The following is a 13489-nucleotide window of genomic DNA, read 5'->3' as shown; positions in this document are numbered from 1 at the left end:
TTAGTGAGTCCCTTCCAGTTTGGCCGGAGCGGCATCCGCCGCCACGGCGTGTTTATTCTTCTCCAGACGCACAGCCAGGGTACGCAGCAGGACGTAGAACACCGGCGTCAGGAACAGGCCGAAGAAGGTCACGCCCAGCATGCCGGCAAACACCGCCACACCCATCGCATGACGCATTTCCGAACCCGCACCGTGCGAGAACACCAGCGGCAGCACGCCCATGATGAATGCGATCGACGTCATCAGAATCGGACGCAGACGCAGACGGCATGCTTCCAGCGCGGCTTCCACGATCGAACGGCCATGGTGTTCCAGCTCCCGTGCAAACTCCACGATCAGAATCGCATTCTTCGACGCCAGGCCAACCAGCACGAACAGCGCAATCTGGGTGAACACGTTGTTGTCGCCGTGGGTCAGTTTCACGCCAATCAGCGCGCACAGGATCGACATCGGCACGATCAGGATCACCGCCAGCGGCAGGGTCCAGCTTTCATACTGCGCAGCCAGCACCAGGAACACCAGCAGCACGCACAGTGGGAACACATAAATCATGGTGTTACCCGACAGGATGTCCTGATACACCAGCTCAGTCCATTCGTAGCCGATGCCTTTCGGCAGAACTTCGTTGACGATCTTGGTCATCTCGGCCTGCGCTTCGCCCGACGACACGCCAGGAGCCGGTGCGCCGTTGATTTCAGCAGCCACGTAGGCGTTGTAACGCTGTACGCGATCCGGGCCATAGCTGTCTTTGACGCGCATCAGCGAGGACAGCGGAATCATCTCGCCCTTGTCGTTGCGGACTTTCAGCTGAGCGATGTCTTCCGCATGCGAGCGGAACTGCTGGTCAGCCTGCACCCGCACCTGATAGGTACGGCCAAACTGATTGAAGTCGTTCACATACAGCGAGCCCAGATTGATCTGCAAGGTCTGATAGATCGTATTCAGCGGCACGCCCAGTTGCTTGGCCTTGGCGCGGTCGATATCAGCAAACAGCTGCGGCACGTTGATCTGGTAGCTGGAGAACACGCCGGCCAGTTTCGGGTTTTGCCATGCTTTCATCTGCACCGCTTGCACAGCTTTGTACAGCGCGTCGTAACCGAGGTTGTCGCGGTCCTCAATCATCAGCTTGAAGCCGCCGGTGGTGCCCAGGCCATTGACTGGCGGTGGCGGCAGCACCATCACAAACGCGCCTTCGATGGAACCCATGCGCTTGTTGATTTCAGCGGCAATCGCTTCTGCCGACTCGCTAGGCTTGGTACGCTGGTCGAATGGCTTCAGGCCAGTGAACACGATACCTGCATTAGGCGCGTTGGTGAAACCGTTAATCGACAGGCCGGGGAACGAGATCGAGTTCTCCACGCCAGGGATTTCCTTGGCGATGTCCGACATCTTGCGGATCACGGCATCGGTACGGTCCAGCGAGGCTGCGTCAGGCAGCTGGGCGAAGCCGATCAGGTACTGCTTGTCCTGCGCCGGCACGAAGCCCGGTGGCACCACCTTGAACATGAAGCCTGCCGCAACCGCCAGCACGGCGTACACGATCAGCGACGAGCCTTTGCGTTTCAACACGCCGGTCACGCCGGTTTCATAGCTGTGCGAAGCACGGTTGAAGAAGCGGTTGAACCAGCCGAAGAAGCCGCCAAACACCTTGTCCATGCCGCGGGTCAGCGCATCTTTCGGCGCATCGTGCGGTTTCAGCAGCGCCGCGGCCAGCGCAGGCGCCAGGGTCAGCGAGCTGAATGCCGAGATCACGGTCGAAATCGCGATGGTCAGCGCGAACTGCTTGTAGAACTGGCCGGACAGACCGGAGACGAAAGCGATCGGCACGAACACGGCGCACAGCACCAGCGCAATCGCGATAATCGGACCGCTCACCTCTTTCATCGCCTGGATGGTTGCGTCGCGTGGATTCAGGCCGTCGTGAATATTACGCTCGACGTTTTCCACCACCACGATCGCATCGTCCACCACGATACCGATGGCCAGCACAAGGCCGAACAGCGACAAGGTGTTGATCGAGAAGCCAAAGGCCAGCATCACGGCGAAAGTACCCACCACCGAGACCGGAACAGCCAGCAGCGGAATCACCGATGCGCGCCAGGTTTGCAGGAATACGATCACCACCAGTGCCACCAGGATGATTGCCTCGACCAGGGTGTGGATCACGGAACGGATCGATTCACGCACGAATTGGGTCGGGTCGTACACAATGCTGTATTCGACGCCTTCCGGGAAATCTTTCGACAGGCGAGCCATGGTCGAGCGCACGTCAGCCGACAGTTGCAGCGCGTTGGCGTTCGGTGCTTCGAAAATAGGGATCGCCACTGCCGATTTGTTGTTCAACAGCGAACGCAGAGCGTAGGAGTTCGAGCCCATCTCCAGGCGAGCCACGTCCTTCAGCAGCGTGACCGCGCCGTCGCTGTTGGTCTTCAGGATGATGTTGCCGAATTCTTCTTCCGACTGCAGACGGCCTTGCGTGTTCACGGTCAGCTGGAAGTCGGCGTTCTTGCTCGGGCCCTGGCCGATCACACCGGCTGCCACTTGCACGTTCTGTTCGCGGATGGCGTTCACCACGTCCCCAGCGGTCAGGCCGCGCTGCGCCACTTTCTGCGGATCGAGCCAGACGCGCATGGCGTAGTCGCCCGAACCAAACAGCTGCACCTCGCCCATGCCAGGCAGGCGTGCCAGCTGATCCTTGATGTTCAGCACCGCGTAATTGCGCAGATACAGGTCGTCGTAACGGCCGTTCGGCGAATTCAGGTGGACCACCATGGTCAGGTTAGGCGACGATTTGACGGTCGTCACGCCAATCTGACGCACTTCTTCCGGCAGGCGTGGCAGCGCGCGCTGGACGCGGTTCTGCACTTGCGTTTCGGCCTGCTCGACGTTAGTGCCGATCTTGAAGGTGACGGTCAGCGCCAGCGCGCCGTCCGAGGTGTTTTGCGAGGACATGTACAGCATGTTCTCGACGCCGTTGATCTGTTCCTCAAGCGGCGCGGCCACGGTTTCCGCGATGATCTTCGGATTCGCGCCCGGGTACTGCGCGCGCACCACCACCGACGGCGGCACCACGTCCGGGTACTCCGAGATCGGCAGCTTGAAGATGGATATCAAGCCGGCGACGAAGATAACGATCGACAGCACCGCCGCGAAGATCGGCTTGTCGACGAAAAATCGAGAGATATTCATTTTTAATTATTCCTTGCTAGTGCCAGTCTTTTTGGTATCAACTGCAGCGACTTTCTCTTCTTTCTTGGCCACGTTGGCTGCCAGCGGATCGGAATCCATCGGCACCACGGTCGGGGTCAGCGGCGAACCTGGCTTCACGCGTTGCAGGCCGTTGACGACGATCTTCTCGCCCGGTTTCAGACCTTCACGCACCACGCGCAGGCCATCGATTTGCTGGCCCAGCGTGACCGGACGGTATTCAGCCTTGTTGTCCTTGTCGACCACGAACACGAACTTGCGGTTCTGGTCCGTGTTGACGGCGCGTTCGTTGATCAGGATGGCTTGCTTGGCGCCGGTGCTGCCGGCCAGCTGCACGCGGGCGAACAGGCCTGGCACCAGTGCGCCATCGGTATTGGCCAGGGTGGCGCGCATGCGCACCGAGCCGCTGCGCACGTCCAGCTGGTTGTCGACGAATTCCAGCTTGCCTTCATGCGGGAAGCCGGTTTCGTTGGCCAGGCCGATCTTCACGGTGGCTGGCTTGCCCTGGTGGGCAGCGGCGCCAACGCGCAGATAGGTGTCTTCGTCGCCGTCGAACGAGGCGTAGATCTGATCCAGCGACACGACGGAAGTCAGCACCGCCGATGCATCCACCAGATTACCCAGGGTGATTTCCGCTTTCGACACGCGACCGTTGATGGGCGAGGTCACTTGCGTGTAGCTCAGATTCAGCTTGGCCGCTTCGTACTGGGCTTGCGCGGCGCGGGCGTCGGCGTCCAGCTGCTTGTAGCTCGATGCCGAAGCGTCATATTCACGCTGGGCGATGGCTTTATCGGCCAGCAGTTTTTCCGAACGCACCAGCTCCACCTTGGCCAGGTCGGCCTTGGCGCGCGCCGAGTTGGCGGCCGCTTCAGCGCGGTTGGCTTCCGCCTGGTATGGACGCGGATCGATCACGAACAGCACGTCGCCCTTCTTCACCTGCGAGCCAGGCTTGAAGTTGATGGCGGTGATGAAGCCGCTCACGCGCGGACGGATCTGCACTTGTTCGATGGCTTCCAGACGGCCGGAGAACTCCTGCGTTTCGATGATGCTTTTCTCGACCACGGCTGCAGCCGAAATCGGAGGACCGCCCGCACCTGCCGGTGCTTCTGCTGCCTTGCCGGTGGCTTCGCCACAGCCGGACAGTGCAATTGCGGCCAGGCCCGCCAGCGCCATAGCGGCGGCCAGCGGCCGGGCTACAGCGGTCATTGATTTAATGTTTTTCATTTAAAATCCTTTTTGTATGAAAATAATTAATAGAAAAGGCGGCACCGGGCGGTCTCAACGAAATCGAGAAAACACGGCACTAGCGCCCCGCCGGCAAGCCAGTGGGGACGTGACTCTTTACTGCTAAGGGTTAGGGGGATCCTATGCGGCTGGCGGCGTCTCGGACCGTTCCAGGCCGGCGATAAAACCGGCGATCTCACCCAGCGCCTGACATCGACAGGCGCATTCGTTACGTGCCCCCACATCATTCAGGGGCGCCGGCTGCATACGCCGGACAGTGGTCTTAACGCCGCACGAGATCAGCTTGGCGCCATATTGTTCCGCTTCGTCGCGCAGCGGGTCATCTTCAGTCGACAGGATCAAGGCCTGCGGCAGGTTTTTCAAACGGCTCGACTGCAGCGGCGACGCGTACGGGTGGGTGCGGTCGGCAGCATTCGGCAGGTAGCCGCGGTAGGCTTTCGCACAGGCGTCCGCCACGTCCAGCAACTCCGGCGCCGTCTGCATTTCGCGCATCGAGCAGGTGGTCAGGCCCGGGTCCAGCATCGGCATGATGAGGATCTGCCCCGTCAGCGCCGGGCCGCCGCGGTCGCGTGACATCAGCGCGCAGACGGCTGCCAGATTGGCGCCCGCTTCAATCCCTGCCACCAGCAGCTGCTTGCCGGTCCAGCCCAACTTGGTCTTATTCTTCTTGGCCCATACCAGCACCGCATGCGCATCTTCCACCGCCGCCGGGAAAGGCTTTTCGGTTGCCAGGGTATAGGCAGAGGCTAACACGGCGACATGCGGACTGTCGTCTGCCAAATGGCGCAGGAAGATATCCGCATCCTCCAGATCGCCGCCGACAAAGCCGCCGGCGTGGAAGAAGACCAGCAGCGCATCGCGCTTCACGCCCACGTCGCCACTGGTGTAGAGACGCGCCGCCAGCGGACCTTCCGCGCCCTTGACCTCAAGGCTGCGGACTTTCAGTTGGTCCGACAAAGTCGGCAGCTTCTCTACTGGATTGTTCATTGTTGCACCGTGCCCGATTCGTTGGAGGACAACATGGTAGCAGGATCGCAGACCGCCGCGTCGCCGCTGGCCACCAGGGTGAGGGCACGCACGCCGTGAACTTCGACCTGCGCGGTGTGGGAATAGGCATCGGTATATACCACGCCTGCCAGTGCCACCGACGTCAGCGCCAGTGTCATCGTTGCGAAAATTGCATCCCGATATTTCATGATAAGTCCTCCTTTCTTCGTCTTTTGCTTTGTGCAGTACAGCAATCTTAAACTTGATCTACAATCCGATAAATACGGCAAAGTTGAATTGATTGTTCAGAATCCGGAACAATGAGGCTCAAAGATGAATAAACTTCAAGCGATGGAAGTGTTTGTGCAGGTGGTGGACGCCGGCGGCTTTACGCGCGCGGCGGAAAACATGAAATTGCCGAAGGCGACGGTGTCTACCTTGATCCAGTCTCTGGAGACGTCGCTGGCGGCCAAATTATTGCATCGGACCACGCGCCACGTCAGCGTGACGGCCGACGGCGCCGCCTATTACGAGCGCTGCCTGCGCATCCTGGCGGACGTGCGCGAGGCCGAGGAATCGCTGTCGCGCACCCGGCTCAGCCCTTCCGGACGGCTGCGGGTGGATGCGCCGACCGGCCTGTCCAGCGAAGTGATTGTCCCGGCCCTGCCCGATTTTTTCGAGCGCTATCCGGACATTCAGCTGGAGCTGGGCTCCAGCGACCGCACGGTGGATCTGGTCGAGGAAGGCGTGGACTGCGCGGTACGTGGCGGACAGCTGGGCGATTCCAGCCTGATCGCGCGCCGGGTCGGCATCATGCATTTCATTACCTGCGCCACGCCGGCCTACCTGGACCGCTACGGCCGGCCCACCCATCCGAACGAACTGCTGCGCCACCGCTGCGTCAACTATTTCTCCTCGCGCACCGGTAAAATCTTCGACTGGGACTTCACGCGCAACGGCGAGCGGGTGCAGGTCGCCCTGCCCGGCCTGATCGCGCTGAACGACACCAATTCGTACACGGCGGCGGGGCTGGCCGGCTTGGGCATCGTGCAGATGCCGAATTTCTGGATGGAGCCGATGATCAAGGACGGCCGCTTTGAAACCATCCTTGACGACTGGCTCAGCGATCCGCTGCCGGTGCATGTGGTGTATCCGCAGAACCGCCATCTGTCGGCCAAGGTGCGCGTATTTGTCGAATGGATTGCCGAACTGTTTTCCAATCACCCTGGCATGCGCCTGCCCAAAGGTCCGGCGGCGCGTGCTTCTACCTTAGAGGTTGCCATATGACCGAACGTATCGTTTTCCTTGATCGCGACAGCGTGATCGCCAATGTGCGCAAGCCCGCGTTTGCGCACGAGTGGACCGAATATGCGGCCACGCGCGCCGGCGAGGCGGTGCGGCGCCTGCGCGATGCGCGCGCCACCATCTGCATCACCAACAAGGTGCCCTTGTCGGCGGATGATCTGGCGCAGCTGCCGGACCTGAAGATGATCGCGGTGGCGGCCACCGGCACCAACATCATTGCTCTGGCGGCGGCAGCGCAGCGCGGCATTGTGGTGTCCAACATCCGCAACTACGCCGTGCATACGCTGCCGGAGCATACGTTTGCGCTGATCCTGGCGCTGCGCCGGCAACTGGTGGCATACCGCGCCGATATCGAGGCGGGACTGTGGCAGAAATCCGAGCGATTCTGCCTGTTCGGTCATCCGGTTTCCGACCTGGCGGGCAGCCGTCTGGGCCTGTTCGGCTATGGGGCGCTGGGCAAGGCCACCGCGCAGATCGCGCGCGCGTTCGGCATGGAAGTCGTTGTCCACAATCGCTCGCCGCTGCCGGACGCCGCCGCCGATGGTGTGCGCGAAGCCAGCTTTGACGAGGTGCTGGAGACCTCGGACATCATCAGCCTGCACCTGCCGCTGACCGACAAGACCCGCAACATGATCAGCGCCAAAGAGCTGATCCGCATGAAGCGCAACGCCCTGCTGATCAACACCGCGCGCGGCGGTCTGGTGGACGAAGTGGCGCTGGCCGATGCCTTGCGCGCCGGCGTGATCGCCGGTGCCGGCTTTGACGTTCTGATGACCGAACCGCCGCCGGCGGACAATGTGCTGCTCAACCTGCGCCTGCCCAACTTCATTCTCACGCCGCACTCGGCGTGGGCCAGCACGCAAGCCATGCAGACGCTGGTCGATCAGCTGATCGACAATATCGAAGCCTGGGTGGCCGGCGCACCGCGCAATGTGGTGACGGCATGAAGTGCGCCGTTCTGATCGCCGCCCTGCTGTCGGCCCATGTGCACGCAGCGCCGCCGGCCGGGCAGGATGCGCTGGCCGGACCGCAAGTCAGGGTCGATGTCGGCGGGCGCAAACTGAATACCTACTGCACCGGCAAGGGCTCGCCCACCGTGCTGTTCGAGGCCGATGCCGGCCGCGCCGGGTGGGACTGGTCGGCGGTGCTGCCGGAAGTGGCGAAGCACACACGCGCTTGCGTGTACGACCGCGCCGGCCTGGGTTCGAGTGATCCGATTATCCGCGCCTCGACGGTGGCCAATGCCAGCAAGGACCTGAACTTCCTGATCAGGAACGCCCGCATGGAGGGGCCATTCGTACTGGTAGGCGCCGGTTATGGCGCCATGGTGGCGCAGCACTTTGCGCTGCGCTCGCGCGGCGCCAACGTCAGCGCGCTGGTGCTGGTCCAGCCGATGCATGAAGACGCCCTGCCCGCCGACCGCGCGGCAAAGCTGGATGCGATGCTGGCCTGCCTGGGCGCGGCCGAACAAGGCAAGCCGGGTGCGGAGTGCGGCTATGCCGCCAGCAGCATCAACGGCGAGATCGGCCCGGCGCTGGCGGCGGCGCAGGCAGCGCAGGTCAGCAAGCTGACTTACTGGCGCGCCCGCGCGTCGGAGCTGGACAGCCTGGAGGTCAGCGCCGATCAGTTGCGCAAGGCACGCAAACCGTTTGGCGGGATCAAGGTGAGCGAGGTGGCGCAGGCCGATCCGGCAGCGATCAGCGCGGCGGTGATACAGACGATTGCGGCCAGGCCGGACGCGCAATGATCCGGCGTCCTGCGCTAAGGCCGTTCAGTTAACGCCTGAACGGTCATTCCGGCGCACGCCGGAATCCATGGAAGGCCAGCGTTGACACAGCTCAGGCGTTCTATAGGTTCCGGCTTTCGCCGGAACGACAGGCTTAACTGAACGGCATGAGCGTCTTGCGCTAGAATTTCCCCATCATCGTGTATGAATGGGGAACTACTATGCATATCTTTGATATCGTTTCAGCCCACATGGGAGCGGTCGGCCTGCCCTTGTATGCCGTCTCCGCAACGCGCGTCAATCTGCCTGATACGCCGACGCTCCTTTTCCTCCACTGGCACGGCTTCCGCCGCGCCACCCCGCTGCAACTGGATGGCGTGGACCTGCCGCCGCGCGCCGTGCCCAGCTCGGCCCTGCAGTTCGACGGCACCTTGCATAAGACCGAACAGGAAGTGCTTGATGCGGCCTGGCGGCTCGGCGCCTGGAATGTCGAGCGCTGGCAACGGCGCGCCTGCAACCACGTGTCCGCCAAGGCCAGCGAAGCCTTCGACTGCCGCCTGGCCTTTGGCGACAATGCCGCCGACTACCCCGACGACACGGTGCTGGGCACCGATCCGTCGCTGCGCAATGAGTTGATGCATCTGGCCGCGCGCAAGGGCTATTCGCGCTGGCTGTTCCAGCCGAACAAGGGCGGCATCTGGTCCGGCATCGGCCCCGCCGACGACAGCCTGGACGCCGATGGCGGCCGTCAATCGGACTGTCCGGTAACGCCGCTGCCACCCGGCCCGGCCGCCAGAACCGTCTATCAGCTTGGATACATTTTGTTACAAACAGGCGGCTTGGCGAGGTCTTGAAAATAAAAAGGCCGCAACCTATTTTCGCCTCGCTGAAGTCAGGTCCAGCTGAGTCTGGGCCGGTTCACTTTGGAATGATCTGTAACCATTGGAGATAGAAATGATGAAAATTCGTCCCCTTTACGACCGGGTTATTGTTAAGCGAATTGAGCAACAACGCCAAACCGCCTCCGGTATCGTGATTCCTGATTCCGCCGCAGAAAAGCCTGAACAAGGCGAAGTGCTGGCAGTCGGTCACGGCCGGGCACTGCCGGACGGCACGCTGCGCGCGGTGGCGGTCAAGGTCGGCGATTCTGTATTGTTCGGCAAATACGCCGGTCAGACCGTCAAGCTGGATGGCGAAGAGGTGCTGGTAATGCGCGAGGAAGACATCCTCGGCGTGATCGAGCAATCCTCGGCCGCTGTGAAAGCCGCCGCTTAACCCTGTCTGACTATACGGAGAAAAAAATGACTGCAAAAGAAGTCCAATTCCATGATGACGCGCGCGCCCGTATCGTGAAAGGCGTGAACGTGCTGGCCAATGCCGTGAAAGTAACGCTGGGTCCGAAGGGCCGCAATGTGGTGATCGACCGCAGCTTCGGCGCGCCGACCATCACCAAGGATGGCGTCTCGGTCGCCAAGGAAATTGAACTCAAGGACCGCCTGGAAAACATGGGCGCGCAGGTGGTGAAACAGGTCGCCTCGAAAACCGCCGATGTGGCCGGCGACGGCACCACCACCGCTACCGTGCTGGCCCAGTCCATCGTACAGGAAGGCATGAAGTACGTGGCGGCCGGCATGAACCCCATGGATCTCAAGCGCGGCATCGATCAGGCCGTAAGCGCGGCCATCGCGGAACTGAAGAAAATCTCGCGCCCGATCAGCACCAGCAAGGAAATCGCCCAGGTGGGCTCGATTTCGGCCAACTCCGACAGCGCCATCGGCGACATCATTGCGCAAGCCATGGAGCGCGTTGGCAAGGAAGGCGTGATTACCGTGGAAGACGGCAAGTCGCTGGAGAACGAGCTGGAAGTGGTGGAAGGCATGCAGTTCGACCGCGGCTACCTGAGCCCCTACTTCATCAACGATCCGGACAAGCAACTGGCGCGGCTGGAAGATCCGCTGGTGCTGCTATACGACAAAAAGATCGGCAACATCCGCGAGCTGCTGCCGGTGCTGGAAATCTCGGCCAAGGCCGGCAAGCCGCTGTTCATCGTGGCGGAAGAAGTGGAAGGCGAAGCGCTGGCCACGCTGGTGGTGAACTCGGTGCGCGGCATCCTGAAAGTGGCGGCCGTGAAGGCGCCGGGCTTTGGCGACCGCCGCAAGGCCATGCTGGAAGACATCGCCGTGCTGACCGGCGCCACCGTGATTTCCGAGGAAACCGGGCTGACGCTGGAAAAAGCCACGCTGGAACAGCTGGGCAGCGCCAAACGCATCGAGGTGCTGAAGGAATCGACCACCATCATCGATGGCGCCGGCGATCAGAAACGCATTGATGCGCGCGTGGCGGCGATCCAGTCGCAGATCGAGCAAGCCACCAGCGACTACGACAAGGAAAAACTGCAGGAACGCGTGGCTAAGCTGGCGGGCGGCGTAGCCGTGATCAAGATCGGCGCAGCCACCGAAGTCGAGATGAAAGAGAAACGCGACCGCGTCGACGATGCGCTGCACGCGACCCGCGCCGCGGTGGAAGAAGGCATTGTGCCGGGCGGCGGTGTGGCGCTGCTGCGTGCGCGCAAGGCGATCGCCCAGCTGCAGGGGGCGAATGCCGACCAGCACGCCGGCATCCAGATCGTGCTGCGCGCGCTGGAAGAACCGCTGCGCGTGATCACGTCCAACGCCGGCGATGAGCCGTCGGTGGTGGTGGCCAGAGTGATTGAAGGCGAAGGCAACTTCGGCTACAACGCCGCCACCGGCCAGTACGGCGATCTGGTGGAAAGCGGCGTGATCGACCCGACCAAGGTCACCCGCACCGCGCTGCAAAACGCGGCATCGATCGCTTCGCTGATTCTGACCACCGAAGCCACGATCTCTGAAACCACGGCTGAAGAGAAGCAGAAGGAACTGGCCTAAGCGTAGCTCCGGCTAGTTGATGCGATCCACCACCAGATGGTTGTCCTGGTCGAGCACCCAGACGTCTTCGTAGTCGACTTCGAACAGGTGACCATCGGGGTCCTTGAAGTAGCCGGCGATGCCCCAGTGAGTGCGGGTGGCAGGTTTGACGATCCTGCCGCCCGCCTCTTCCGCCTTGGCCAGAATGCGCGGCACGTCCTCGGGCTTGCGGGCCACGTGAATCAGCGCCACCCCGGAGAAACCCTTGTTCTCCGGCGTCGGCTCCAGTGCATCCTTGGCCAGATCGCCGCGGTTGATCAGGCAGATGGCGTAACCGCCCATATTGAATTTGACGAAGCCGTCACTGCTGGTGGGCGAACGCTGCCAGCCCAGCGCCTCATAAAAGCGCGCCGCGCGCGCCACGTCGTTCACCCCCAGCAGCACCATGTGCATGCGCTGGCTCGGCGCCAGCGTCTCGGCAAAAATATAGGTGTGGCCTACGGCTTGATCCAGCATTAAAAACTCCCCGGCAGTAAAATATTTTTATCGACCTGGCGCACATCGCGCAGGCCGCAGAAGGCCATCGTCAGATCCAGCTCGTTGCGGATGATGTCCAGGCATTTGCTGACGCCCTGCTCGCCCATCGCGCCCAGTCCGTACAGGAAGGGACGGCCGATGTACACGCCTTGCGCGCCCAGCGCCAGCGCCTTGAGCACGTCCTGGCCGGAGCGGATGCCGCCGTCCATGTGCACTTCGATCTGCTTGCCGACCGCATCGACAATTGCCGGCAACGCGCCGATCGAGGACTCGGCGCCATCGAGCTGGCGGCCGCCGTGGTTGGAGACGATCAGCGCATCGGCGCCGCTTGCCACGCACAGGCGCGCATCTTCCGCATCCATGATGCCCTTGATGATCAACTTGCCGCCCCAACGCTGCTTGATCCACTCCACGTCCTTCCATGACAGGCTGAGATCGAACTGCTGCGAGGTCCACGACGACAGCGAGGACATGTCCGATACCGAAGTCGCATGGCCGACGATGTTGCCGAAAGTCCGCCGCCTGGTGCCCAGCATGCCCAGGCACCAGCGCGGCTTGGTGGCCAGGTTGAGGATATTCGGGAGGGTCAGCTTGGGCGGCGCCGACAAGCCGTTGCGCAAGTCCTTGTGGCGCTGGCCCAGCACCTGCAGGTCCAGCGTCAGCACCAGCGCCGAGCAGCGTGCGGCCTTGGCGCGGTCGATCAGGCGGTTGATGAAATCGCGGTCCTTCATCACGTACAGCTGGAACCAGAACGGCTTGCTGGTATGCGCGGCGATGTCTTCGATCGAGCAAATGCTCATGGTTGACAGGGTGAACGGCACACCGAATTTTTCCGCCGCCCTGGCGGCCAGGATTTCGCCATCGGCGTGCTGCATGCCGGTCAGGCCGGTGGGCGCGAGCGCGACCGGCATGGCCACCGGCTGGCCGATCATGGTGCTGGCCAGCGAGCGGTTTTCCAGGTTGACCGCCACGCGCTGACGGAACTTGATTTTGGCGAAGTCGTCGTTGTTGGCGCGGTAGGTGGATTCGGTCCAGGAACCGGCATCAGCGTAATCGTAAAACATGCGCGGCACGCGTTTCTTAGCCAGCAGGCGCAGGTCTTCAATATTGGTGACGATGGTCATGCACACGCTCCCTGGTAACGATGATCGACAGATCATCGGGCATTTTTAAGAAAATGCCAATAGGGATGTGTGGTCAGCGGAGGTGCAGATAAAGCTGAAAGAAGGCAAATAGCATGGAAAATTGCAGTGCAGCGAGGGAAATGCCGAAAGTAATCATCCAATTGCGCGTATCTTGCCGCATGCGCTCCAGCTCCACCTTGCTGGCGTAGTGCGCCAACCGTTCATCCAGATAAGCCTTCAGGTCGCGGATGGCGTCCTTCAGGTCAGCCCTGGTGACATAGTTGGCGCGAATCTCTTCAACGATTTCCACCGCCGTTTCCATTTGACGCTCCTGCAGCGATACGCGCAGCTCAATGCTTTGATCATTCGCCATGGCGGCCTCCCGGTCAAGAAAAGTAGTCTATCGTGCGCACTTGAGACCGCGTTTGAGCCGCCGCAAGGAAGGCTCACTCCACAAAAAAAGCCGCCCGGGC

The 13489-nt window shown here is 61.8% G+C and carries 13 protein-coding genes; 6 read left to right on the top strand and 7 right to left on the bottom strand.

Annotation, left to right across the window (positions count from 1 at the left end; translation table 11 throughout):
• From ABDW57_RS06235 to ABDW57_RS06220, 4 genes are all read right to left on the bottom strand, one after another.
• Positions 1-3189 (bottom strand): efflux RND transporter permease subunit, encoded by a 3189-nt coding sequence (locus ABDW57_RS06235; RefSeq protein ID WP_343729336.1) that lies wholly within the window; start codon positions 3187-3189, stop codon positions 1-3.
• Between the two features lie 6 nt (positions 3190-3195).
• Complete coding sequence (locus ABDW57_RS06230) at positions 3196-4431, bottom strand: efflux RND transporter periplasmic adaptor subunit (RefSeq protein ID WP_343729335.1); 1236 nt, start codon at positions 4429-4431, stop codon at positions 3196-3198.
• A gap of 141 nt (positions 4432-4572) precedes the next feature.
• Entirely contained in the window at positions 4573-5439 is an 867-nt protein-coding gene (locus ABDW57_RS06225) for an alpha/beta hydrolase (RefSeq protein WP_343729334.1), read from the bottom strand.
• A complete protein-coding gene (locus ABDW57_RS06220; protein WP_343729333.1) occupies positions 5436-5648 on the bottom strand; it encodes a hypothetical protein in 213 nt (70 codons plus the stop codon). Before ABDW57_RS06220 ends, ABDW57_RS06225 begins: the two co-directional genes overlap by 4 nt.
• Before the next feature lie 124 nt (positions 5649-5772).
• Here ABDW57_RS06220 and ABDW57_RS06215 point away from each other — a divergent pair, with 124 nt between their 5' ends.
• The 6 genes from ABDW57_RS06215 (at position 5773) to groL (ending at position 11376) form a co-directional block, all read left to right on the top strand.
• Complete coding sequence (locus tag ABDW57_RS06215) at positions 5773-6726, top strand: LysR family transcriptional regulator (protein ID WP_343729332.1); 954 nt, start codon at positions 5773-5775, stop codon at positions 6724-6726.
• Positions 6723-7691: a D-2-hydroxyacid dehydrogenase gene (locus ABDW57_RS06210; protein WP_343729331.1), complete on the top strand. Its 969-nt coding sequence runs from the start codon at positions 6723-6725 to the stop codon at positions 7689-7691. Before ABDW57_RS06215 ends, ABDW57_RS06210 begins: the two co-directional genes overlap by 4 nt.
• The gene (locus ABDW57_RS06205; RefSeq protein ID WP_343729330.1) at positions 7688-8491 is read left to right on the top strand and encodes an alpha/beta hydrolase; all 804 of its coding nucleotides are present in this window, start codon (positions 7688-7690) and stop codon (positions 8489-8491) included. The genes ABDW57_RS06210 and ABDW57_RS06205 overlap by 4 nt, the downstream gene beginning before the upstream one ends.
• Positions 8492-8691: 200 nt before the next feature.
• Positions 8692-9324, top strand: a complete 633-nt coding sequence (locus ABDW57_RS06200; protein WP_343729329.1) for a diguanylate cyclase — start codon at positions 8692-8694, stop codon at positions 9322-9324.
• A 103-nt stretch (positions 9325-9427) separates the two neighbouring features.
• Positions 9428-9745, top strand: a complete 318-nt coding sequence (locus ABDW57_RS06195) for a co-chaperone GroES (protein WP_343729572.1) — start codon at positions 9428-9430, stop codon at positions 9743-9745.
• A gap of 26 nt (positions 9746-9771) precedes the next feature.
• The gene (groL, locus tag ABDW57_RS06190) at positions 9772-11376 is read left to right on the top strand and encodes a chaperonin GroEL (RefSeq protein ID WP_343729328.1); all 1605 of its coding nucleotides are present in this window, start codon (positions 9772-9774) and stop codon (positions 11374-11376) included.
• Positions 11377-11388: 12 nt separating this feature from the next.
• Here the strand turns inward: groL and ABDW57_RS06185 are convergent, their stop codons facing one another.
• From ABDW57_RS06185 to ABDW57_RS06175, 3 genes are all read right to left on the bottom strand, one after another.
• The gene (locus ABDW57_RS06185) at positions 11389-11871 is read right to left on the bottom strand and encodes a VOC family protein (RefSeq protein WP_343729327.1); all 483 of its coding nucleotides are present in this window, start codon (positions 11869-11871) and stop codon (positions 11389-11391) included.
• The gene (locus tag ABDW57_RS06180) at positions 11871-13016 is read right to left on the bottom strand and encodes an alpha-hydroxy acid oxidase (protein ID WP_343729326.1); all 1146 of its coding nucleotides are present in this window, start codon (positions 13014-13016) and stop codon (positions 11871-11873) included. Before ABDW57_RS06180 ends, ABDW57_RS06185 begins: the two co-directional genes overlap by 1 nt.
• A 73-nt stretch (positions 13017-13089) precedes the next feature.
• On the bottom strand, positions 13090-13389 hold the full coding sequence (locus tag ABDW57_RS06175; RefSeq protein ID WP_343729325.1) for a hypothetical protein: 300 nt from the start codon (positions 13387-13389) through the stop codon (positions 13090-13092).
• Between the last annotated feature and the right edge of the window lie 100 nt (positions 13390-13489).

The sequence above is a fragment of the Duganella sp. genome, assembly GCF_039595735.1.
Taxonomy (GTDB): Bacteria; Pseudomonadota; Gammaproteobacteria; order Burkholderiales; family Burkholderiaceae_D; genus Rugamonas.
The sequence above is the reverse complement of the archived record's forward strand: the minus strand, read 5'-3'. Positions and strand labels throughout refer to the sequence as shown.